The organism is Brucella sp. BE17 (genome assembly GCF_039545455.1).
Taxonomy (GTDB): domain Bacteria; phylum Pseudomonadota; class Alphaproteobacteria; order Rhizobiales; family Rhizobiaceae; genus Brucella.
In genome coordinates this window covers 972,939-996,289 of record NZ_CP154467.1, presented here as the reverse complement: position 1 = coordinate 996,289, position 23,351 = coordinate 972,939, and the positions used below count along the sequence as shown (strand labels likewise).

Genomic DNA, 23,351 nt, shown 5'->3' with positions numbered 1-23,351 from the left:
TCACGCGACCTTGGGTGATTCCACGGGAATGCCTGTCTCGGTCATCTTGTTGTCGACGCCATTCTCATCGAGAAACTGCTTCATCTCGGCATAGGTCTCGAACCATGCGCGGTTATATTTGTCGAACAGCGACTGGTCCCAATAGTCCTCAAGCCGGAAAGGCTTGTCGCTAAAAACGTCATAGCTCGGGATATTGTAGGTTTCGGCAAATTCCGCCGTGCGACTATCGTAGGTGAAATAGATCGACGGCACACCATTGGCCAGCGCCATCAGATTGCCGTGCAGGCGATAACCGAGCACCAGTTGCTGCTGTTTGACCAGTTCTTCGTAATCGGCCACGACATCGGAATAGAACATCTTGTTGCGGTAGAGATTTTCGATCTCGTCGTCAAAATACCAGTCGGCCGTCCAGCGATGCGCTTTAAGTGCGGCAATCGCTTCGTCCTTCTGCTCACTTGTACCGAACACCATCTTTTTTTCCTCGATCTCGCCTTGTGCCATCAGCGTGATGTCGAAACGCTGAGCCATTGCTTTGATAAGATCGCGGTGGCGGGTCAGATATTGCTCGATATCTTTGGCGTAAGCTGGCGAGACTTCGCGGCGCACCGTGACGCCGACATTGCTTACCGTATCGAGCGCTGGCAACTTGATGCGCAGATGCTGGTTGTTGCGGCGAAAGGCTGTCGGGCAGCCGATGATGCGCACATTCTTGATGCCGATATCGTTCATGACTTGAGCAGTATAGGCACCGCGCACGCCTATGGACGTTGTCGAACCGGCGATGATGCGCAGCACGGCCTTGGTTTCTTCGGAGAGATCGATTGTTCCCTTGGAAGGGGCCTGCGCACCGATGCCAAAGGCGATGACGGGCAGTTTGAGGCGTTGCAGTACGGGGATGGTGTCGCGCCAGTTCATGTCCTTGTTGACGTAATTCGACCCGCGCAGGATCACATAGTCGAATTCCTCGCGCAACTGGTCGATCTTTTCCGGCGTATAATTGGTGATCGGCAGCTCGGAAGCTTTTTCAAAGTTCATCAGCTTGAGCGATGACTCGAACACGAAAGCGTCGCCGATATTGTGGTAATGATTGATGCTGCCCTGAACGTCGGTATGACGATACCAGCGGACATTGTCGTGATCGTACACTTCTCCGGCGGGAATCATGACGAGAGCACGGGCCATACGGTCTTCCTTTATATGCAATAAATCTTTGTTTCTACGCATGTCGTTATCCCAAAACCGGTTCCCACTTTTGGGAGACATGCTTAGCTTGCCTGAGAGAGGACAGTCTCGCTGACTGCCGGTGTTGCCTTGCGCGGTCTTGCTGCGCGTAAGCTCTTATAGAGTTCAAGATGTTGTTTTGCACAATCCACATAATGCACGGGATTGCGAATCGAACCACGCAACCGCTCCCATATGGCAGGTTGGCTTAACACTTCGGTAAAGCGGTCGGCCAGATCTTCGGCACTTCTGACACGAAAATGCAGGCCATCCTCGCCATCGCGGATTTTTTCGGCCATGCCGCCAATATTGGAGCAGATGACCGGGCGGCGATGATGTAGCGCTTCCTGAATGACGATGGGCGAGTTTTCCCACCAGATCGAGGGCATCACAACCCAGTCGACCGATTGCATGAGGCGCGGCATTTCCGCATTCTGGTACGCGCCGTAAAAGCGCACGCGCGAGCCTGCTTCCTCGATCAGCTTCTTCATACGCTCCTGAAAAGCGGGCGGCTGTTTTTCCAGATTGCCGCCAAAGATCATCAGGCGCGAATCCTCGCCCCAGACCTGTTCAGGTACACGCGAGACGGCATCGATCAGAACATCGATCCCCTTGAACGGATTGACCTGACCAAAGAAGGCAAAGCGGCTGCGGCGCGGATCGGGGCCGGTCAGTTCACGCGGCGGCGTCACTTCGCGGATGGCAACACCGTTTTCGATCACCGCGAGCTTGTCGGCGCTGACACCCCATTCGCGGTAGCGCTGTGCCAGAAACTCACTTGGCGAAATGAACGCATCGGCCAGTTCCAGCATACCGCGCACGAAACGCTCGCGTTTGAGAAAACGTGCGGGCGGAATGTTGGGGAAACAGGCGTGGCAATCAATCGGCGAGGCTTCGTTGCAAAGCTTGGCCGTGCCGGCCTTCACCATCTGCCCGTCATTGTTGCAGATCGACAGGAACTCGTGAAAGGTTACGAGAATGATGCGGTCGGGGAGTGCCTCGCGGATCGCGTAAAGCGTTTCAAGACCCAGCCCCATGACATGATGAAAATGCACGATATCCGGGTTGAAATCGCGCACGAAGCGCAAGAGATCGCGGCGGATTTCGTCGGTGTTTTTGTTGGACAGATAGAAATGATCGTAGTCGTCGGCGTGAAACAGGATTTCATCGCTGGCGCGGCGCAGGCTCATCAAAGCCGTGGTGCCATGGCGCGGGGTCGGGTGGCCTGCACGCGCCAGATAGACCGATTGCACACCGGGAATGGTATTCAACCCCTTGTGCAGATTGAAAGATGCGATTTCTCCACCGCCGAGCGAGATCGACGGATGGGCATGGGAAATCACCAGAACACGGAGTTCGTCGCTCATGCACGTTCCTCCATGGGGGCGGTGCGTCTGCCTGCCAGAATAGTCGACCAGCGGGTGTCGAAAACCTGACGGTCGATGCGCTCGATCAGCGCGATTGTCGATGAATTGTCACTTATGGATGTATCGTCCGCGCCCAGCATCTGCGCCTGCGGCAGCCAGTAGGAGCGCAGGCCCTTTTGTTTCAGCTTGAGGCCAAGATCGAGGCCTTTCTCATGGGTGCCGAGATAGCCACGCGTAAATCCGCCGACCGAAAACAGCGCGTCCCGCGGCAGGATGCAGCATTCAAAAGTCGCGGTTGCGACTTCGGTCAGGTGCATGGCGGAAACGGTCGCCATCGGATAACCGGCATAGCGGCTGATCAATGCGCGGTCGCTGGCGCTCGATTGCGGCTCGGCAACCCATGTCCCGGCCCAGCGGATGGAATCATCCTCATAGACCAGCGTTGGCGACAGCACGCAGTCCTTATGCGCGTCATAGGCGCTGACCAGCTTGTTGAGCCAACCGGCGCGGCGCGGCAAAAGCGAGCCTGCCAGAAAAACAATGTTGTCGCTGGTGACAGCGCGTGCGCCGACTTCCAGCGCATCATAAAGGTCTTCCGAGCCGCTCGCTGAAACAAGGCGGATGTTGAGGCGATAAAAATCGGCAAGCCGTCGCACCTGCATGCCGATGCGGTCGATGATTTCGGTGGCGGCCGACACCACGATGGGCGCGATGCGTGTTTCAGGATCAAGCGCCATCAGGGCGAGCAAGGGTTCGATTTCCTTGACGCGTTCATCGACGCCGATGATAATGGCGGGACCTATTGCGTCCTCGAAAGGGCCAAGGTCTTCGACCCCGAACACATCAGGTGCTGGGCGATTGACACCACGCAAAAGCGGCACCAATTGCTGATCGACGATATGGCGCAACGCCCATGCATTGGGATCGGTGGCGCGTAATTGGCGGATGATTGCATCACGCGAAGTCACGCGCGTCGGTGTCAGCGGAAAAAAGGCGCGTCTGCCGTCGCTGATGGCAAGCTCGATATAAAAGGGTGCCGTGCTGTCGCCGGAAAGTTCGGGCGCAAAAGCCACAAAACCGTGTGCGTGGCGATTGGGATCAAGGCCTGCATTGAACGGCGGCTTGTTGTCGAATTCATGCGTCACATCGGGGCGGTCAATGCGGGTCCATGTGGTGTCGATCTGGATTTGACCGCGATGACGGCGCAGATTGACGCTTTCGACATGACTGTCAGGGTCGAGCAGCCAGCCGGAAACAAGCACGCCGCTGCCTTCGACGCGAAACACATTGTCGATGCCCATGCGCACCGGAAAGGGCAGGCCGGAGACCGTATCCTCACCATCAAACCGATTGGCGGCGGAGCGAAGCCGCAGCAGAATATCGGTTGAGCTTCGCACACGCGGCAGGATGGCGCGGATATGCCCCGGCGTCTCACGCGCACCTGACAACAGGCGACGGTCATAGACTTCCGTGAACCGCCAGCCGCGGCGTCCGCGAAACAAAAGCCGCTCGATCTCGTTGGGTTCAACTGGCTCATTGGCAAGAAGAAGACCGGCAAAGCCTGAGGCCTGATCGTCAAGATCGGAGCGGGAAAAGGTGCTGACCGCACATTCGGCGAGCGACGAATTCTTGCCGCTGATGACCAGACGTGTCACGGCGGGCGTCAAGTCCTGCGCCCAACCCTGCACGAAAATCTCGCCTTCATCGCTACCGCCAATCAGTTCGATACAGCCATCCGAGCGTGCGCCCGCCTGCAACAGAACCGTGATGGCGGCAAGTTTCTTGCGCCCGATAGGGCCGGAAATCAGCCCCTCCACCAGTTCATCAATGACGCCCGGCAGGCTTGGGCCGGAAAGGTCGGCGGTCATGGCGACGAAATCGGCAATGGAAGCGGCACGCGATGCAAAATTATAGCGTGCGACCTTGGCGCGATGCTGGAACATGATGGTTTTGAGCACACCACGCCGCAATACGCCGGTCGGAACGATGGCGACAAAACCATGGGTTCCGGCAGGCGAAGGTTCTTTCAGCGGCCATGTCACGAGGCTCGTCTTCACGCTCATCGCCGGATCGCCATTGAGAAACGCGCTCACCTGTTCGCTTGCCGCATTGCCAATGCCGAGTACGAGGATCAGCGTTTCCTCGATCATGCAGCCGACAACCGTCTCGCCTTGCATCATCATCGGCGGGCGATCCATGTTGCGGGCTGGCTGTCGTTGCGGTGAGCGTTCATCCTGCATGATATAATCTTAAGGCATGACTGCGAGCGTAAGGAGCGCACCGGCCACAAAACCCGCCATCACGGCGGCGAGCAGAAACAGCGGTTTGACGTCACCGCCCGAGCGTTTGCGTGCGTCTTCCATGCGTGCCTCCAGTCCTGCAACCACGCCATCCATACGCATCACATGCACGTCGAGTTCACTCATGCGCTGATGCAGATCGGTGCGTAGACCTTCGACGGAAGCCGCTATATCCAGCATTTCGGCCGGTGCTGCATTGCCTGTGGCGTCCAGTGTGGGGGCAACGCGTTGCAGCGAGCGCTGGTTGACCTGCAATTGGCGCTGTGCCGCCATCAGCATGTCGAGCTTGTCGAGAATACGCGTCATGGGCGCTGCAATCAGCGCTTCCGCCGCCTGCTCGTCGGGGCGCGGCACACGTAGCTTATGTTCGGTTCCCGCCTGATTGGCGGCGACCACAACCAGATCACCGGCGCGGCTTGCTGCAAACTGCGGCAACATCACTTCAAACGCATGCTTGCCATCGCCAATGCCATTGCGCTTAAGGTCGGGACGCTCCTTGTCGGCGGGTGCTTCGGCAATCGGCTTGTCGTCAAGCAGAACACGGATCAGAAGGCGCTCAGTCGGTGCTGAAGGATCAAAGGCCCAGCCAAAGAGGCGACCTTCCTCGATGGCATCCACACGTCCTTTCATGGGCTCTGTCCTTGGGTTTTCTGGCCTTGGTTTCTCCGGCCTCGGCTTCTCTGGCCTTTGTGGCGCAGTGGCTGCGGGCTTTGTTTGTCCCTCGGCTGGAACTTGGGTCGCGATATTCATGCTTAAAACCTCTTATGCTGCCTCGACACGCGGCGTGCGCAAATTTGCGATCAGTTCGAGATAGCGCTCTGCCGTGGTATCGATTGTATCGGGGTGACGCGCATTGGCGCTGAGCCTTGCGCGCAGGTCCGGGGTCTCCGCCATGCGCCGCATGGCATGCGCCAGTGCCTGTGGATCGTTTGGTGGGACGGTCAGACCGTTTACGCCGTCCTCGATCATTTCAGCCATGCCACCAATATCAGAGCAGATGACCGGGCAATCCTGTCCTTGCGCCTCCTGAATGACCAGTGGCGCATTTTCCCACCAGATTGAGGGCATGATAGCGCAATCGACCCCCGCGATAAACCTGCCGATATCCTCGCGCCGATAAGCGCCGCGCCGCTGCACCTGCGGTGATGTTTTGGCAAAGAGATCGTCGATTTCGGCGACGAAACTTTCGCTCTGGAAGGGGGCGGCACCATGCACGCGCAGTTCAAAGTTGAAATCCTCGCGGATCAATTGCTCTGCTGCTTGCAACAGCACGGTGGTGCCTTTCCACGGATTGAGATTGCCGAAATAACCGAACACAGGTTTTGTGCGTTCAATCATTGGGGCTTCAATTTTTGGGCGTTCGGGCTGGCCATTGGCGATTACGCTGATCAGCGTTTCATCAAGCCCCCAATCGACATAGCGGGTTTTTAGAAACTCGCTTGGCGAGACGAAAGCATCGACCGCGGTCAGCAGCGATTTGATATGGCGTTCGCGCAGCACGAATTTATCAAGCGCAATATCCTTGAAACAGGCGTGGCAGCGGTCGGGACTTGCGCCATGGCACAGCTCGCGGCCTGTTGTACGCACCATCAATCCGTCATGATGGCAGATCGGGTAATAATCATGTAAAGTCAGTACGATACGGCAATCAGGTAAAGTTCTGCGCACGATATGCGGGAACTCAGCGCCCAACAGCAGCAGATGGTGGAGATGCACCACATCCGGGCGGAAATCACGCAGCAGTTCGACGATATCCGGCACGATGCCGTAAAGGTCGATCTGGCTCATGTTAAAACGGTCGAAATGCCCGGACCACAACAGAATCTCGTCGCCGCCCTTGCCGATGCTCTGAAAACTCGTGCCGGGGCGCTCTTCGCGATGCACCTTGTTGGTGGCACCCAGAAACAGCGCCTCGCATCCGGCACCCTGATAGGCGCGAAACAGGTCATGCGCGAAAATCTCGGTGCCACCGGGATGCAGCGACGGATGATTGTGAGCCGCGACAAGCACGCGCTGAGCCATCAGGCTGCACCTCCGCGCGTTGCGATGAAAAGATCCTGATAATGATCGGATTCGACACCGCGCCAGTGACCGAAGGATTTGAGTGCAATGCTCAATCCGGCACCCGCCAGTGCACGGTCGAGAAAACCGTTCTCGAAACCGACGGCTGCAAGCGGGGGGAGTTCCGGTACAAACCAGCAAGGGCCGGAGCCGCCACGCTCAAAGCCCAGGCGCTTGTCGCGCTTGCCGGTGCGATCACGCGCTGCAATGTCATCGACGACAAACGCTGTCATAAACAGCTTGCCGCCGGGGGCCAGAATGCGGGCGATCTCGCGCAGATAGACCTTTACTTCGTCGGCTTCAAGATGGGTGACAACCGAGGTCATGATGACGAAATCCGCACTTTTATCCTTGAATGGCAAGGTGAGATGGCGACCATCGACCGCGCCGCGCGGATTATAGAGTGCGTGGGCAATATCGATATGCTGGAAGCGGAAATTCGGATAATAAGCGCTGATATTCTGCCTGCACCAGATGGTACCTCCCGCCACCGGATCGATGCCCGCATAACTGCCCTTGGCGGGGTCGAGATATTGCGTGAGTGGCACGGCCATGCGCCCGATGCCGGAGCCGATATCAAGCACGTGCGCATCGGGCTTCAACCCGCCCTTGCGAATGAAATGACCGAGAAACTCGGCACCGACGGCGCGAAAATCGCCGTCGCCCACGAAAACGCTATCGGGCGCAGGCGAGGGCAGAAAACGGTTTTTCAGGACAGCTTCTGTCAGCCACCCGATTTGCGCTTCTGGGATTGGCAAGGGCTGAGCCAAAGACTGGGCGGTTTCCGGCTGTTTCAGCGCTACGACGTCGGTCAAGCGGCGCTCCTTTCAGATTTGGCCACAATCACATTAGAAAGGTCCGCACTGGGCGTATCCTCTTGCGGCGGAGCCATCAGTTCCAAGATGTCTTCATCCCAGCGTTGCGTATGCAACCAAGAATTATATTGACTGGCGAGGCCGCGCATATAGTCGGTGCTGCGGCGGATCGAGCGGCGTTCAAAATGATACAGCGCGACGCTCGGTTCGTACTGAATGTCAAAACCGATCTGGCGGATTTTGAGGCAAAGGTCGCTGTCTTCGTAATCGCCGATGATATAATCCTCACTAAACCCGCCAACCAGATCATAAATATCCCTGCGCGTGATGAGGCAGGCACCTGTCACGCCGGGAACCGCGCGTGTTTGCAAGGCTGGTCGGTAATTTCCGGGCATACCCTTGTAGTAATGATGGTTGAGCCAGACGCCGTGGCGGTCACGGGCAAAATATAGCCCGGCATGCTGGAGCGAGCCGTCCTCGAACAAAAGCCTTGGGCCGATGCCGCCAAGCCGCTTGTTCTCGAACAGCGGCTTTAAAAGTGTTTGCAGCCAGCCATGTTTTTCAGGCACCACATCTGAATTGAGCATGACGATGGCAGTACCTGAAGCTTTGCTTGCACCGGCATTGCAGGCCCGCGCATAGCCGCCATTGCGGTTCATGGTGACAAGGCGAAACGGCATGTCGTGCAACACGTGCAGACCGCCCAGCATATGCTCGGTGTCGTCATGAATTTCTGGCGAATCGAGCACGAAAATGAATTCGGCATTGGCCGTGAGCCACGGATCGGTTGCCATGGCGGAAAACTGAAAGCGCAGAAAATCGAGATTGCGATAAAGCGGAATGACGATGGACGCGATCGGCTTTTCGGGCAGTGTGCCGAAATCCTTGACCTCGGCGATTGCCACCTTCGCGCCAAAACTCAATTCTACCTCGGTCAGGGCAGGCCCGAGAATATGCTTGAAAACATGCGGACGCGCGTGCTGCGGCGGCACCGCGCGTAAGATACGCTTGCGTTGCTCCGATGGCTCAAACGGTTGCGATGCGGGTACCAGAGGCACGGTCGCACCGGAAATGAGCCGCAACTGAAAACGCGGCTGCAACAGAGGCCCAAGATTTTTGACGCTAGGGAGCCATGCGACAAAACCCGTGACGTCGCTCTGAGGCACATCCTTGCGTTTGGCGATCTTGCCGGGAAACTTGTGAAAATGGCCCTTGATCGAAAGGGCACCGCCATTGGCAGGCAGATATTCGATATCCTCAAGCATGCTTGCTGGATCATGCAGCCAGCCACCGACGATCAGTCCGCCATTAAGCGCTATGGCCAGATCGATTTCTGCTGCGGGTTGTGTGGGTGATTGCGCGATCTGACGCACGGGAAGGGGTGTGCGGGTTTGCAGGCCAATGGCGACGGCATGACCGGTAGCGCCAAGATGCGCAAGCTGGCTGACAAGAAATTCGCGCAGATCGCCATTGCCCTGCCACTTGGCCCACCATTTGCTGAAATTGCCTGCTTCTGTCGCGCTATCGGAGAGTTTGCGGACCGCAACGCCTTTCTTGCCGACCAGCACGAAAAGAAAAGACGAGGGCAGGTTCTCCGGCGCTTCCAGGAGCAGATGGCAGGGCTGCCAATTCTTGCGGGTTTTCTGGCTCACGGAGAAGCGTGGGGGAATGACCACGACGCTGGAGTTTCCAATACCGTAAATGGCGGAAAACTCTCCCAGCATTGGGTCGACCGCAGTCTCGAGCAGATGATGTCCCTTGACGGGTTGGCCGCAATTGTGGATTTCACGCGGCTCAGGCGTCAGCGCTAGTGTGAGTGTGCGAGCGAGGGCTGCAAATTCTGCATTGCGCGTGAGGCGGAAAGCACTGCGCCATGTGGTGAGGACTGTCGTCAAAAGCTTGATATGGCCGGGGACCGTCAGGTCAGGAAGAACGCGTTCACCATCAAAAGGCGCAATTTCTTCAATAGGATAGAGGATTGAATTAACATTCGGGCCGAGCGGTCCGGCAGAAAGCGAGAATTTGATCGGTTCAGTTCCGGTTCGCATAGCCCAGAACATGCGCGTACCGCCCTGTTCGAGTGGTATACCGATGCTCAGGAGCGGTACGGGTGGAACGGGCATGTCCAGAGTGCATTTGACTGAAAGGCGCGTCGGGCTTGGAATATCCCAGACGATGACGGCGACATCAGCGCAAAGACGGCAAATGGACAGGTTTTCGGGTTTGCTATCAATCTCTGCCGAAGGGTCGAGGTTCAATGCAAATACCCTTTCATTCTAACCGGACTTCTAACTTTGACGAATTGATTTAAAAGGCACGGGAATCAAAAGACGCGCCCGACGGGAGGATGCCGGGCACGCCATTAATGGTTCAATCAGTGAACAGTGAAGTACTGGTCGGGATGAGCCTGTATGTCGTCTGCACTGGTATTTACGAGGGTAACGCTGTCGCCATTGCCGAGATCGACAACGGTGTTGCCGCCAACCTGCGTAACACGACCGGCAAGATCATCCGCAGACGATATGTCGAGGCCATTGATGCCCGACTGAATCTGAAGGATATCTTCACCCGGTGTGAAGTCTAGAATGACGTCGTTTCCGCCGCCACCATTAAACAGGAATATGTCGTTGCCGGCACCGCCGATCAACGTGTCATTTCCGGCACCGCCATCAAGGATGTCGTTGCCGTCGCCGCCGATAAGAATGTCATTTCCTTCACCGCCGAAGAGAAGATCATTGCCGCTGCCGCCCTGGAGAATGTCGTCTCCAGCACCGCCAAACAGCACGTCATTTCCTTCGCCGCCGTTGAGAATGTCATTGCCTTCGTCGCCGAAAAGAATGTCATCACCCTGTCCGCCGAAAAGGGTGTCGTCACCCTCGCCGCCGTAGAGCGTGTCATTCCCATCATCACCAAAAATGGTGTCGTTGCCTTCACCTCCGAAAACGAGATCATCCCCGCCATGGGCGCGAATAAAATCGTCAAAGCGGGAGCCGAACAACACGTCGTCGTAGGCGCCGCCTTCCAAAGTGGCCATCTGCTTCTCCTTGTGTTCCATTTGTGTGGGTGTCACAAGCCGGAATGCTCCGACCATTATGCTTGTAGTAGTGTGATACGTATTTAAGAGAATTACAACATGGCAAAATATTATAATTGGGTAGTATATAAGTAACAATTTATTACGAAAGGTTTATATTTTAGTTTTGTAAACCTCTTTTGAAATTATATTTAGATGAATTATAATTTATATTTGCGATGTATTTGTCTGCAATTTGATTCAAAATTTGAAACTTCATAAAAATGCCAAGAAAGTGACGTATTTTCAAAGCGATGTGGATGTTCATTGAATGTTATGGGGATGCATGGGTTCAAAAATTTACTTCTTTATTGGCTGGATATAGTGCAAGTGGATTATCCAGTGTGCAGCATCGTTGCCGATTTTGCCGCAAAGTTAATCTTCGCGGAATGCACGGTTTAGACTGTCGGTTATGGGCGAGATCAGGTAATCGATTGCCTTGCGTTCCTTGTGTACGATAATGATCTCCGCAGGCATGCCGGGATATAATCTCGCGGTCGGATTGGCAGCCAGCGATTGCGCATTGATCTCGGCGCGCGCCACGAAATAGGCGGTATCGGTCTTCTCATCCAGCGACTGGTCTGCGGCGATATAGGTGAGCTTGCCATCGAGCGGTGCCATCGAGCGCTGATTATAGGCCGTAAGCTTGATCTGGGCGTTGGAGCCGACGGTTACGCTGTCGACATCGCGCGGGCTGATTTTCATTTCCACCACGAGCGGTTCGTTTTCAGGAACAATGTCCATGATCGGTTCGCCCGGCGCAATGACCCCGCCCGGCGTGCGCAGCCGGATATTGGCAACGATGCCTTCCTGCGGAGAACGGACTTCGACCCGACGCATCACATCCTTTGCGGCGATAATCCGTTCCTGCGTATCGGCAAGCTCGACCTGACTGGAAGTGATTTCGCCTGCGATTTCCGACTGCATATCGCTTTCGATGCCGCTCAGCGAATATTCGGCACCCGCCTTTGCCTGCTCGGCCTTGGCCTTGTCACCGGAATATTCACCGCGATCACCCGCAAGCTGGCTCAACCGGGTGTCGATTTCGGTCAGTTTGGATTTTTGCGCATAGCCCTTATCGACCAGACCGGCAATGGCTCTGCGTTGTTCGCTGATCAGTTCGATCTGGCGATCGGTAGCCGCAATCCGGGCGCTAGACGCCTTGGCCTGCTCGGTATATTGCTCGATGGTCTTCTGTTGTATGTCGATGCGGCTCAGTTTCTGCGCCTGCCGTTTCTGGAAGAAGATTTGCTCGGCACGAATGGCGTTCGTGGCATTTTCACCTTCACCGGAGAATTTGTCGGGGAAGGTTATCTCCTTTTCGCCTGCCTGTTCAGCCCGCAGCCGCGCAAGCTTGGCGATAAGTCCGATACGGCGGCTTTCCAGCGATTGCAGTTCCGAGCGTGCCTTGGTCGCGTCCAGGAGAAGAAGCGGCTGGCCAACCTTGACGACATCACCCTCCTGCACCACCAGGCGGTCGAGAATGCCACCTTCCAGATGACTGATGGTCTTGCGTTTGGAATCGACGATGACCGTACCAAGCGCCACGGCCGCACTGCCGAGATTGGCGGAATAGGCCCATGCGAAAAAGCCACCAAAGGCCACCCCGATGGTTGCAAGGCCGGCGATGATGAGGCCGCGTAGCGGCGAGCGCGCATCTTCGCTTTCAAGGTCGTTTACCCATTCCGGCTTCACGCTGCCAAAGCGGGTGAGGGCCCTGTGATCGGAGGCTTCTGCGCGCGGGGTGAGCAGATTTGAAACACGGCGGGAGATGATGGATTTTCCACTCATGCGTTCACAGCTCCGGCAGGCGGTGTTTTATTCTCAGGTGACAGCGACGCCACCACATCGGTGCGTGGGCCGAACTGGCTGATACGGCCATTTTCGAGTACCAGCAGCTTGTCGGCAACCTGCATGATAGAGGGGCGATGTGCGATCATGATGACAATGGCACCGTCGTCGCGGGCATGCTCGATGGAGCGCATAAGCGCACGTTCACCAAGCGCATCGAGATTTGAGTTGGGTTCGTCCAGCACGATGAGGCGCGGGCGGTTGTAAAGGCAGCGGGCAAGGCCGATGCGCTGGCGCTGGCCACCCGAAAGCGTAAGGCGCCCATCGCCCACGAGCGTGTCGTAGCCCAGCGGCATACGCCCGATCATTTCATGCACATCGGCAAGGCGGGCTGCTTCGAGCACACGATGCGGGTCACTGTCGCCCATGCGTGCGATATTTTCCCTTATGGTGCCGTCAAGCAGCGACACCGATTGTGGCAGGTAGCCGGCGATTTCGCCAAATGAACCGCGTTCCCAAAGATAGACATTGTTGCCATCAAGGAACACGCCGCCTGAAGTCGGCTTGGTGATGCCGATCAGAAGACGAGCCAGCGTCGATTTACCAGCGGCAGAGGGGCCGACGATTCCCAGCACCTCGCCCGGAGAAAGTGAAAACGAAATACCCTTGATGATCGGCACATCGACGCCTGGAGCGGCATAGATCAGTTTGTCGATTACCAGATCGCCATTGGGGCGCGGGGTCGGCATGGTCTGGCGTACGGCGAGGTTTTCCGACAGCAGCGACTGCACCCGCTGCCAGCTTGCAATGGCGCTGACCCATTGTCGCCAGTTTTCAACAATCCGGTCAAAGGGCATCAAAAGACGACCAATGATGATGGTGGTCGCAATCATCGAGCCGGGAGTAATTTCCTGCTGCATGGCAAGCAGTGTACCTGCGCCCAGCGCGCAGATCTGTATGATAAAGCGGGCGGTACGGGCAATGGAGGTCATGGCGCGTGCGCGTGTGCCGCCGAGGTCGAGCGCTTCAAGCGCGCTCAGCTGCAATGTGCGCCAGCGCCGGGCAAGGGCGGGCAGCATGCCCATCGCCTCAATGACTTCGGCATGACGCAGGCTGCTGCCGATTTTCGCCACGGCCTCGACATTGGCCTGATTGGCTTCCTGTACCAGATTGCGGGTTAGGATATCGGTAAGCAAACCGCAGGCGACGAGGATTACCACCGCAACCAGGCCGATAACGCCGAGCATTGGGTGCACCAGAAACAGAACGCCGAGAAAGATCGGTGACCAAGCGGCATCGAGTGGCGCGTTGATAGCGGGCGAGGTGAGAAAACTGCGCAGTTCGGTCAGATCGCGCAGGGTTTGGGTGGCTTTGGGCAATCCCTGATTGACGGAAGCCTGAACGGCTGCGGTCAGCACAGCGAGATTAAGCCGGCGTACCAATGCGGTGCCCATAGCCTGAAATGAAAGCGAGCGGATGAACTCCAGAACACCAAAGACCAGCATGGCACCGATTGCGAGAATCGTCAGCATGGTCAACGTGTCCATGCTTCGGCTGTTTAAAACCCTATCATGTACCTGCAACATATAGAGGGGTACTGTGAGTTGTAGAAGGTTGATGCAGAAGCTGAGGAGAAGTGCATAAATGAGACCGGACAGAAACACCCGCCTTGCCTTGTGGATCAGGCTTTTGGGCGTGGTGGCATTTTCTGGAGAGCTTTTTTTATGGATGGCGCTCTTGCCATTTTGATCGTTTTGGCCAGTATCATTCATACGCTATCTGCCTCGGAATGGTCACAGGTCGCGGTTATCCCTAATACGAGTCATGTGCCTATCAGTATTAGTAAAGTAATACAGGATAGATTGTGACATAAAAGAGTCTTTACGGCGGGGAAATGCAAAAGGAACCAAGAAATCATAATTGGAAATTTCTTCAAAATTTGAAGTAAAATCGAAAATGGAGAGTAAATAGATGCAAAAACTTCTGCACGAGGGAGTGGAAGTCGAGACATCAATTGACGGCTTTTCAGCCGTTGATTTTCCTGAAATTACCGCCGAAAAACAGGAACACAGAAATCCGGTTCATACAGTCGTTATTACCCATTTCGAGCTGGCCCGGATGATCGAAAGAGTGAATCGTCGCTTTGTCAGCCTTCTGAAAACGGAGCTGACGAAAATCGGCGTGGAAGATATCGGTCCGGCACAGACACTGGTTCTGATGGCGATTGGCGATGTTGAACTCACTGTGGGTGAATTACTGGATCGTGGGCACTATGTCGGGTCCAACATTTCCTATTATTTAAAACAGCTTACCGATGGCGGTTATGTGGATCGTGTCGCTTCGCAAAGAGACAAGCGTTCCGCACGGATCAGGCTGACCGAGAAGGGGGAGCGCCTGTGCGCGAACCTTAGAAATGCCAGCAAGAGCTACCATCAGATCCTTGCTCGCGACGATGATGATCTGCGCAATCTTGAGATCGCATATCAGACCCTGCACAAGCTGGAACTGGTCTGGGGTAACGCTGCGCGCTATGGCATATGATAGTTTCAGACGTTTATTTGCCGAAATCCGGACACGTTTTGTGACATGCATATAAGTTTTGTGCACAGGCGCGGGTTTGGTCAGTTTGCCGCTTTGGCGCACCATCTGGCGCAGAGCGGACATGATGTCAGTCTGATCTGCGAGACTGTGGACCGTCGCCTCCCAGCGGTCCGAGTTCTTCGCCATAGGGTTGAAACGGGGCCTCGCACCAATGGTGGCATGGCCCGGTATCTTGAGGTGCCCGATCATCATACGCGGATCGGCTATCGTGTTGCCGAAACGCTGGAATCGATGGCAAGGCAAGGAGAGACACCCGATATGATCGTTGGTCATATCGGGTGGGGCAGCATGATGTTCGTCAAGGACGTGCTGCCCGCAACGCCCGCGCTCGGCTATTGCGAGTTCTTTTATCGTGCGCAAGGTGCTGATGTCGGGTTTGCGCCCGGTGATCAGCCGAATAGCGAAACACGCAAGCGCTTGCGGCTGCGTAACATGGCACAGCTTCTGACTTTTGACAGTCTGGACGGCGGTTTCAGTCCGACCCACTGGCAGAAAAGCCTTTATCCCAAACCTATGCAGAAACGCATCGCCGTGGTGCATGAGGGGGTGGATACAAAAATTTTCTATCCCGACCGCCATGCAACGCTCACATTGCCCGATGGCCGGGTGCTCAAGGCGGGAGAACAAAAGGTCGTCACCTTCGTCTCACGTGATCTCGAACCCTATCGCGGATTCCCACAAGCACTTGAGGCTGTGCTAAAAGTTATCCGGCAAAATGATGATGCGATTTTTGTTTTTGTAGGTGGCGATGGCGTCAGCTACGGCACACCGCCTCCGGGTGGTGGATCATGGCGCGAGCATCTGCTCAAGGATATGGACTTGCCTGGCGATCGTGTGGTGTTTACCGGTTCTATTCCGCATGCCGACTTGCGCAAACTCTACCAGATTTCCACCGCGCATATCTATCTTACCTTTCCGTTCGTGCTGTCCTGGTCGGTGGTGGAGGCCATGGCCTGTGGTGCGCTCATCATTGGCTCCGATACACCGCCGGTACGTGAAGTGATCCGTTCGGGCCAAAATGGCTTGCTGGTGCCTTTCTACGACACGGATGCGTTGGCTGAAACCGTACTCAACGTGCTTAGATCACCCGACGCCTACCTGCCCATGCGTGCCGCAGGGCGTCGAACCGTGGAAAAACGCTTTAAGATGACGGAATGTTTAAGGCAGCAAAAAACCTTGATCGAAGCAGTTCTTCATGGTCGATAACAGGCTATGTGGCGATAATTTGGCGCTTGAATCATAAACTTTGAATATAAAATGCCGCTTTTCTGCGCAGTTACGCATAAAAATGAATATATCAGAACATTGTTTCAAATTTTGAATTAATAACTGTGCAAATATTCGCAATAATATCATATAGTTGATGTTATATGGCTGTTGACAATACATGGTCTGTATTTTCTCATTGTCACATAGGTCGAACCTCCCAATCGGCCCCCACATAATGGACGGCTATGTTGAGCACACCACTTCCTGCGATCTCCGGGCGGAAATCCCGCCGCTATGCCATCGCCTCGTTGCGTGATCGTGAAGCGCTGGAAACCACGCCTCTGGGCGCTGCGATCACCTATCTGGAGGGCGACAGCAAGCGGCTGCGGCTGGCGAATTCATTTCCGCTTGTAGCCATCGCCGCCTCTGATGCGGGCGCAGCCGATCTCGATACGATCTTGCAGCAGCTTTACCGCATGCGCACCATACCCAAGCTGCCGGTCGTAAGGCTCGATCAGGCCGGACCTGACAGCGTGGCAGCCCTTCTGGCGCAGCTTATGGAAACCAGCCTCGACCGTCTGGCTTCGCATACAAGCCGGATGCATGCGGAGCTCGCCATGCTGCGCCGCGAGCGTGAGACGATGTTTGAAAACTATCGCGCCATCGAAGATGCGTTTCATGCCCGCAACTGGGATTCGGCAACGGAAATCTTTGGCCATGCGCCGCTGGTTGATCCGAAGGATGAGGGCTTTGCGCGTCTGTTGCGCGAATCGGAAATCGAGCAGCTTTTCCCGGTATCGAGCTATGCCGTATCCGGTTTCGCGCTGCACTTCCGCGATCTGCCCGCCAATCGCAACGGGCAACTCATTGTGACGCTCGATTATCTCGAAAATGGTGAAGGCATTGCCGAATGGCTGGTGCCTTATGGCGATCTGAAAGCGGACTGGAATTTCTTCTCGTTGCCAAAAGGTTGTGACGGCAGCCATCGCACGTTGCGTCTGCGCATTTCGGCAACCGGCGGCGTGCCACCCGAACTCTCGCTCGGCAATGTGATTGCCAATGAGCGCTATGCGGCCCGCGCCCGCATTCCGCACGGCGATCTCGACATGCGTCCGTTGGCGCTGCGCATTTTCACAGGGCTTCCGGGCGTGCGGCCCGCCTCGCTTCCCAACACAATCGTGCCGACCTCGCTGATCAATGGCCGCAAGGTCGATGATTATCGCCTGCCGATTGAGCTTTTGCGCAATGTCGCCAATGTGTCGGTAACGCCGCTCACACCTGATTTCCCGACCGTGCGCTTTCTGGAGCATGAAGACGCCATCGGTTGTCATCCGCTCGAAGACGGGGTCACGGCAGGCGCCATCCGCCGTGTGGTCGCACCCGGCACTGTGCGCATTTCCGCCCGTTCCGTCATTGATCATCCCGAAGGCCAGCCCTGTGCCGTTGGCCTGCTGGCCGTTAATCTCGGTGCCGATATCGAAGAAGAAATTGCCGCTATCGCCAATCTCGACCGTCGCCGCCCGCAGGCACTGTTCAGCGGCTGGTCGGCAGTGGGGCCGGGGCGCGCCGTCGATATCAACTTTATATTCGAGGAGCCGGTCAAGCGGACAATGGACCTTATCATCCTGAGCAAAGCGGCTGCTGAATCCGTTGATTTCTCGTGGCTGAAAGTCTTCAACTTCCGGCTGGTCAAGCATATCGAGGCCAGCCCAGTTTCTATCGATGCTCCGATGACGAGCAAAGAGGTCGCGAATGTACGATAGATCGCAGGATTTGATCGTCGTCGCCATGCCGCTTTACGGCCATGCGGCGCTGGCGCTCGAAGCGCTGGAGACGATTCTTTCTTCACAGACTGTGTTTCGGACAGAGGTCGTGATTTCCGTCGATGGCGATCCGCGCCACGAGGTTTTCGACAGCTTGACGCTTTATGCGACCGCGCATGACAACATCCATGTCCTATTCGGGGAGAATGCCGGACCGGGCGGTGCACGCAACCGCGCCATCGACTATATTCTCGAAGAAATGCCGGACGTCAGTGCTGTCTATTTCGTCGATGCCGACAATCGCGTGCAGCCGCACACCATCGATACACTCTATCGCAAGCTCCTGTCGAGCAATGCCGGTTGGGTCTATACCAATATCGATACGTTTTCGGTCAACTGGCGTTCGCATTATGGCGACAGCTATTCGCGGCTGATCCACTGTATCACCGACAATATCTGCGATACAGGGTCAATGATCTCGGCGGATGTGTTTCGCTGCGGCGTGCGCTTTGACGATGACCGCCAGAACGGCTTTGAGGACTGGGAATTCTGGCTCTCGGCGATTGAGGCAGGCTTTGTCGGTACACCATGTCATGATACCGGTTTTGAATATCGCCTGCGCGCCGAAAGCCGCTTCAAGGAAGCCAATCGCGATCGCTCCGGCTCGATCAGCTTTTTGCGCAAGCGCCACAAGGCGTTGTTTCGCCGCCCAACATTGGTAGGCTTTGAGCATGAGGAAGCCCCACGCTATGGTGTGATCCGCGCGGGCGAGGGAACGGTCAGCCTGTTTACCGATCCGAGCCTTCCCTCAAAAGATCTCAAATTCGACGATACCATTCGCGCCTTCTGGGGCTCGGTTTCCGAGCCGGATAATTTCCATTTTCCGCCGTTTCTGGCTGCTTCCAACAGCGAGACGCTGAAACTTCTGGCGCGTTCAAAACTTTACCCGAACATTTTGTCCCGACTGGAAAGGCTTGCCGATCAGGCCAATATCGTTTTTGTCGAACTGATCAATGTCGAAGCCGAGCGGCGCATCGATACCGAGATCATGCCATCGGGTGCCGAGCAGAAAAATGCCGACCTGATCTTCGTTTCGACACGGCTCATCCGCGACATCATCCAGAACGACGCGCTCGACTGGTTTTCTTCGCTCGGTTCGCAGCAATTATGGCCGACTTCGGCACGCATGAAAGTGCGCTTTCCGTTCCCACGGGTGCGCCAGCGTCGTGCGCTCTCGCGTCCCGAACAGTCGATGCTCAATCTGGTGACATCAATTGCCACAAGCCCGCTCAAGCAGAGTGCGGCAATGCGCTGGACATGGCGTCCGAGCCGGCTGCCAGCCCTTTCGCAAATGTATCAGGTGCTGCGTGATGAAATGGGCGGCGGCCCCGTGCTGCCGCTGGCGCATAATGCGGCGAAGAAGAAGACAGCCGCCGTTCTGGTTCCAAATGCCTCGTTTGGCGGTGCGGAAAAGGTGGCCTATGCCGCCGGTCGCGAGTTGAAGAACCAGGGTTTTGAAACCCATCTCTTTGTGCTCGGCAATGAGCGCATGGATGTGCTCGACGAGTTCGACCAATCGTTCGATTACCTGCATCTGTGGAAAGACGGAATTCCCGCCTGGGGTGACACCAACCGTTTTCTCGGGCAGGATTTCATCACTGATGATCATCCGCTCGACTGGGGTATTTTGCGCGGGCAATTGTCGGGCTTTGATCTGGTTGTCAACAACCACGTCATGGCGGCACACCCGCTGATGGGCAAGCTGCGCTCGGAAGGCACCCGCACCGCATGCTATCTGCATGTGGTCGATGAAACCGTGTTCCGGCGTCCGGCGGGCCAGCCTTATGCGGGGATTGCCTTCGAGCACGCCTATGATGCGTTTCTGACCTGTTCGGATCAGTTGAAAATCTATCTGCACAGTTTTGGCGTTCCGTTCGAGAAGGTTTTCTCGGTGCGCAATGGCGCAAGTTTCTCCATCGATGACAAGCTGCGCAAAGAGGTGACGCTCGCACGTAAAGCCCGCGCTGTAAGCGATGAACGTGCGCCGCTTCGGCTTCTCTATATGGGCCGTCTCGACCGCCAGAAGGGTATCGACCGGCTGCATGATGCAATCGTAAAACTCAAAGAGCAGGGCATTCCGTTTGAGGCGCAGGCGATTGGCGGCGAGATTCTCTCCGATGATCCGAGTGCCTCTTGGATGACCAAGTTGAGGGCTGCGGGTGTAAAAGTGTCGCCGCCGGTTTTCGACGGGCGCGACATCGCCATGCATCTGGCATGGGCCGATATTCTGCTGATGCCGTCGCGCTGGGAAGGTGCGCCGCTGATGATTGCCGAGGCACAACAGCTTGGCTGCGTGCCGGTGGCAACCGCAGTCGGGGCCGTCGATGAACTGATCAATCATGGCCGGGACGGAATTTTGATCCGCAACGGTAATGATGCGCAGATCGTCGCTGACACCACGCGCATTCTCACCATTCTGGCAGAGGATCGCGAAGCACTGGCAAAGACTGCCGCAGGAGCGCTTTCCGCTGCCGCATCCCGGTCGTGGAGTTCGGCCTTCTCCGAATTTACCGACTGGGCCAACGAGATCAGCCCTGCCTATCCCAAATACCGGCCCGATCTGCCCGAAACTCAAGACACAGTCACAGATGATACCAACGCCGCCGCCGTAATCACTAGCCGCGCCGTTGCCTGAAATTCAGTTTGGAAAGACCGCTTATGAGCAAAAGCCCCCGTATTCTCGTCACTGGAATCCCGAGCTATCTGACACGCCTGATCGAGCGTGCCGACAGGGCGCAGGTCTTTTATTCCGAAAAACAGCCGAATTCGGAGCCGAAGGAAAAATTCATTCAGGAACTGAAAAATATCAGCAATACGGGCAATTACCTGATCGGTGAGGGTGCGATGGCAGCCCTTGCACCGTCGGCCAAGCATGTTCCGTTCTGGCATCTGTTCAATTGCATCAACAATGGAACGGGTCTTGAAGAGATCAACCGCGAATTCGATATCTGCGTCTTCACCTGCGCCAATCTTTTGCGCAAGGGCCTGTCGGCGGATGCGGAAGCAGCCGTGCTGGCGCAACTCAACATGCCGGTCGTGATGCTCGGTATCGGCATCCAGAACCGCCCCGACATCGAGCGCGAGGACGGCCTGCCCGCAGGCACCAAAAAGCTTCTAGAAGTGCTTAAAGGCCGCGAGCATTATTTCCTCACCCGTGGCGAGGATGCGGCAGGCTATCTGCGCGAACAGGGCTTTTCATATGTGCGCCCGGTCGGTTGCCCGTCGCTCTATTTCCGTCCCGACAATATGCGCAAGTCCATTCGCCGTCTGGCTGACGTCAAGGTCGGCGAGGGACCGACGGTCTTCACCGGCTATATGGGCGCGGAATTTGAAACCATCACCGACATGAATGCGCTCGGTTCCGATGACGGGCGCTCAGCCTATGTGGTGCAGGACGAGTTGTTGCATTTCGACATGCATGTCGAAGATGACGCCAATGGCCGCGCTTATGATTCCACCACCGGTGAGATCGTCGGCCCGCTCACCTACAAGGCGTCGGACACCTTGAAGAAGAAGATCAGCGTTCACGCCTTCATAGACACCAACCAGTGGCGCGCATGGTGTTCGCGTATGGATTTCTCGTTTGGACGCCGGTTCCACGGCAATGTCATTTCCATGCAGGCCGGCGTGCCAAGCCTGATGGTCGCCGTCGATGACCGTATGCGCGAAATGCTCAACTTTTCCGGCCTGCCAAAGATCGACGCCAATGATCTGAACGTCGCCGCTGATCGCCGTGCCTTTGTAACCGATCATATCAAGTCGATGAATATTTCGGACGTTGTCGAAAAATATTCCGCCCGCGAGAAGAATTTCCGCAGCGCACTTTCAGAAATCGGTGTCGGATAACTCCCAAATCCAAAGCCCGTTTCACAACTCAAGACAAGATGGATCATCCATGCGCATAATGATCACCGGCATTCCGTCCTACCTGATGCGGACTGTTGACAGTGTTTCCGGGGCAAGCGTCAAGCATCGCCCCTATTTCGAGCCGATCCGTAGCAAGAAGAACGTGATCGATCAGGTCAAGAAGATCGCCAATACCGGCAATTATCTGATCGGCGAGGGGGCGGCCAACGCCGTGCGCGGCCATGACGTCACCTATATTCCGTTCTGGCATCTGGCCAACAGCCTGAACTCGCCCGAAACCTATGCCAAGTTGAACGAAAGCTTCGATCTCTGCCTGTTTGCCTCGGCCAATCTGTTGCGCCCCGGCTATGCGGCAACGACCGAATCCTTTGTGTTTGAAAAACTCAACATGCCGATTGTGGTGATGGGCATCGGCATTCAGAAGAAAGAAAACCTCAAGGAAGAATTGCCGGAAGGCACGCGCCGCTTTCTCGAAATCCTGCGCCGCAAGGAAAGCTTTTTCCTTACGCGCGGGCATTTCACGGCTGAATTCCTGCGTGATGCCGGAATGAAATATGTCCGCCCGACCGGTTGCCCGTCGCTTTATTATAGGCCTGAGGAAATGAAGCGCTCGCTGAGCAAGCTTGCCGATCCAAGCCTTGCCGACGCGCAGAAAATCTCCTTCGGCGGCTATCTTGGCAGCGTCGCCGACACCATCGTCGATGCCCATGCGCTGCTCGAAAAGGACAGTGTGGCAAGCTATGTCATTCAGGACGAGGTCATCGTCTATAATATGAACATGACGGTCGATGATAATGCCGATGCCTATGACGAGGCGGCAAGCCGCATCACGGCGCCTGTCGAATACAAGCATATGGAAAAATGGCAGCGCAAGAACGAGTTACTGGTGTTTTTCGACACGCATAAATGGCGGAGCTGGATTTCGACGCAGGACTTTGGCCTGAGCCGTCGTTTCCATGGCACCATCATCGGCATGCAGTCGGGTGTTCCGGGCCTGATGATCGCCGTCGATGACCGTATGCGCGAGATGTTGGGCTTTGTCGGATTCCCGCATATCGATGCCAGTGTTTGGAACCGTCAGACGCAGAAAAAGGCTTTTCTGCGTGACTTCCTGTCAAAGATCGACGTTCCGGGCGCCATCAATCGCTATTCGGAATGCGAAGCCAATTTCTATGGCGCGTTGAAGGATATCGGGCTGAGATGACCATAAAAGCCAGAAGCAG

General features: G+C 56.0%; 16 protein-coding genes. 6 read left to right on the top strand and 10 right to left on the bottom strand.

Going from position 1 to position 23,351, the window contains the following annotated elements; genetic code table 11:
• The 10 genes from AAIB41_RS04815 to AAIB41_RS04770 all read right to left on the bottom strand — a co-directional run bounded on the left by AAIB41_RS04815 (window position 1) and on the right by AAIB41_RS04770 (window position 14,400).
• Window positions 1–1,182 (bottom strand): polysaccharide pyruvyl transferase family protein, encoded by a 1,182-nt coding sequence (locus tag AAIB41_RS04815; protein ID WP_343314665.1) that lies wholly within the window; start codon window positions 1,180–1,182, stop codon window positions 1–3.
• Between the two features lie 83 nt (window positions 1,183–1,265).
• Window positions 1,266–2,588, bottom strand: a complete 1,323-nt coding sequence (locus AAIB41_RS04810) for a glycosyltransferase family 4 protein (protein WP_343314483.1) — start codon at window positions 2,586–2,588, stop codon at window positions 1,266–1,268.
• Window positions 2,585–4,828 (bottom strand): hypothetical protein, encoded by a 2,244-nt coding sequence (locus AAIB41_RS04805; RefSeq protein WP_343314482.1) that lies wholly within the window; start codon window positions 4,826–4,828, stop codon window positions 2,585–2,587. Before AAIB41_RS04805 ends, AAIB41_RS04810 begins: the two co-directional genes overlap by 4 nt.
• 9 nt (window positions 4,829–4,837) lie before the next feature.
• On the bottom strand, window positions 4,838–5,638 hold the full coding sequence (locus AAIB41_RS04800) for a hypothetical protein (RefSeq protein ID WP_343314481.1): 801 nt from the start codon (window positions 5,636–5,638) through the stop codon (window positions 4,838–4,840).
• Window positions 5,639–5,650: 12 nt separating this feature from the next.
• Window positions 5,651–6,910 carry a glycosyltransferase family 4 protein gene (locus tag AAIB41_RS04795; protein WP_343314479.1) on the bottom strand — a complete coding sequence of 420 codons (1,260 nt, stop codon included), beginning with the start codon at window positions 6,908–6,910 and terminating at the stop codon, window positions 5,651–5,653.
• Window positions 6,910–7,764 carry a class I SAM-dependent methyltransferase gene (locus AAIB41_RS04790; RefSeq protein ID WP_343314478.1) on the bottom strand — a complete coding sequence of 285 codons (855 nt, stop codon included), beginning with the start codon at window positions 7,762–7,764 and terminating at the stop codon, window positions 6,910–6,912. The genes AAIB41_RS04795 and AAIB41_RS04790 overlap by 1 nt, the downstream gene beginning before the upstream one ends.
• Window positions 7,761–10,022, bottom strand: a complete 2,262-nt coding sequence (locus AAIB41_RS04785; RefSeq protein ID WP_343314477.1) for a glycosyltransferase — start codon at window positions 10,020–10,022, stop codon at window positions 7,761–7,763. Before AAIB41_RS04785 ends, AAIB41_RS04790 begins: the two co-directional genes overlap by 4 nt.
• A gap of 116 nt (window positions 10,023–10,138) precedes the next feature.
• Window positions 10,139–10,798 (bottom strand): calcium-binding protein, encoded by a 660-nt coding sequence (locus AAIB41_RS04780; RefSeq protein WP_343314476.1) that lies wholly within the window; start codon window positions 10,796–10,798, stop codon window positions 10,139–10,141.
• A 414-nt stretch (window positions 10,799–11,212) separates the two neighbouring features.
• Window positions 11,213–12,628 (bottom strand): HlyD family type I secretion periplasmic adaptor subunit, encoded by a 1,416-nt coding sequence (locus AAIB41_RS04775; RefSeq protein WP_343314475.1) that lies wholly within the window; start codon window positions 12,626–12,628, stop codon window positions 11,213–11,215.
• Window positions 12,625–14,400, bottom strand: a complete 1,776-nt coding sequence (locus AAIB41_RS04770; RefSeq protein ID WP_343314474.1) for a type I secretion system permease/ATPase — start codon at window positions 14,398–14,400, stop codon at window positions 12,625–12,627. Before AAIB41_RS04770 ends, AAIB41_RS04775 begins: the two co-directional genes overlap by 4 nt.
• Before the next feature lie 199 nt (window positions 14,401–14,599).
• On the opposite strand from AAIB41_RS04770, the gene AAIB41_RS04765 reads away from it, so the two are divergent.
• From AAIB41_RS04765 to AAIB41_RS04740, 6 genes are all read left to right on the top strand, one after another.
• Window positions 14,600–15,169, top strand: a complete 570-nt coding sequence (locus AAIB41_RS04765; RefSeq protein ID WP_343314473.1) for a MarR family transcriptional regulator — start codon at window positions 14,600–14,602, stop codon at window positions 15,167–15,169.
• Between the two features lie 45 nt (window positions 15,170–15,214).
• Window positions 15,215–16,435, top strand: coding sequence for a glycosyltransferase family 4 protein (locus AAIB41_RS04760; RefSeq protein ID WP_343314472.1), 1,221 nt, complete (start codon window positions 15,215–15,217; stop codon window positions 16,433–16,435).
• A 248-nt stretch (window positions 16,436–16,683) separates the two neighbouring features.
• Window positions 16,684–18,201 (top strand): DUF6212 domain-containing protein, encoded by a 1,518-nt coding sequence (locus tag AAIB41_RS04755; RefSeq protein WP_343314471.1) that lies wholly within the window; start codon window positions 16,684–16,686, stop codon window positions 18,199–18,201.
• The gene (locus tag AAIB41_RS04750; RefSeq protein ID WP_343314470.1) at window positions 18,191–20,896 is read left to right on the top strand and encodes a glycosyltransferase; all 2,706 of its coding nucleotides are present in this window, start codon (window positions 18,191–18,193) and stop codon (window positions 20,894–20,896) included. The genes AAIB41_RS04755 and AAIB41_RS04750 overlap by 11 nt, the downstream gene beginning before the upstream one ends.
• A 23-nt stretch (window positions 20,897–20,919) precedes the next feature.
• A complete protein-coding gene (locus tag AAIB41_RS04745; protein ID WP_343314469.1) occupies window positions 20,920–22,107 on the top strand; it encodes a polysaccharide pyruvyl transferase family protein in 1,188 nt (395 codons plus the stop codon).
• 49 nt (window positions 22,108–22,156) lie between these two features.
• Window positions 22,157–23,332, top strand: coding sequence for a polysaccharide pyruvyl transferase family protein (locus AAIB41_RS04740; RefSeq protein WP_343314467.1), 1,176 nt, complete (start codon window positions 22,157–22,159; stop codon window positions 23,330–23,332).
• Window positions 23,333–23,351 lie beyond the last annotated feature (19 nt).

Bases quoted from the DNA above. Each gene is read 5' to 3' on its own strand.
- AAIB41_RS04770 (WP_343314474.1), bottom strand. From the start codon at position 14,400: ATGAATGATACTGGCCAAAACGATCAAAATGGCAAGAGCGCCATCCAT.
- AAIB41_RS04800 (WP_343314481.1), bottom strand. From the start codon at position 5,638: ATGAATATCGCGACCCAAGTTCCAGCCGAGGGACAAACAAAGCCCGCA.
- AAIB41_RS04745 (WP_343314469.1), top strand. From the start codon at position 20,920: ATGAGCAAAAGCCCCCGTATTCTCGTCACTGGAATCCCGAGCTATCTG.
- AAIB41_RS04755 (WP_343314471.1), top strand. From the start codon at position 16,684: ATGTTGAGCACACCACTTCCTGCGATCTCCGGGCGGAAATCCCGCCGC.
- AAIB41_RS04795 (WP_343314479.1), bottom strand. From the start codon at position 6,910: ATGGCTCAGCGCGTGCTTGTCGCGGCTCACAATCATCCGTCGCTGCAT.
- AAIB41_RS04780 (WP_343314476.1), bottom strand. From the start codon at position 10,798: ATGGCCACTTTGGAAGGCGGCGCCTACGACGACGTGTTGTTCGGCTCC.
- AAIB41_RS04805 (WP_343314482.1), bottom strand. From the start codon at position 4,828: ATGCAGGATGAACGCTCACCGCAACGACAGCCAGCCCGCAACATGGAT.
- AAIB41_RS04760 (WP_343314472.1), top strand. From the start codon at position 15,215: ATGCATATAAGTTTTGTGCACAGGCGCGGGTTTGGTCAGTTTGCCGCT.
- AAIB41_RS04815 (WP_343314665.1), bottom strand. From the start codon at position 1,182: ATGGCCCGTGCTCTCGTCATGATTCCCGCCGGAGAAGTGTACGATCAC.
- AAIB41_RS04810 (WP_343314483.1), bottom strand. From the start codon at position 2,588: ATGAGCGACGAACTCCGTGTTCTGGTGATTTCCCATGCCCATCCGTCG.
- AAIB41_RS04740 (WP_343314467.1), top strand. From the start codon at position 22,157: ATGCGCATAATGATCACCGGCATTCCGTCCTACCTGATGCGGACTGTT.
- AAIB41_RS04765 (WP_343314473.1), top strand. From the start codon at position 14,600: ATGCAAAAACTTCTGCACGAGGGAGTGGAAGTCGAGACATCAATTGAC.
- AAIB41_RS04775 (WP_343314475.1), bottom strand. From the start codon at position 12,628: ATGAGTGGAAAATCCATCATCTCCCGCCGTGTTTCAAATCTGCTCACC.
- AAIB41_RS04750 (WP_343314470.1), top strand. From the start codon at position 18,191: ATGTACGATAGATCGCAGGATTTGATCGTCGTCGCCATGCCGCTTTAC.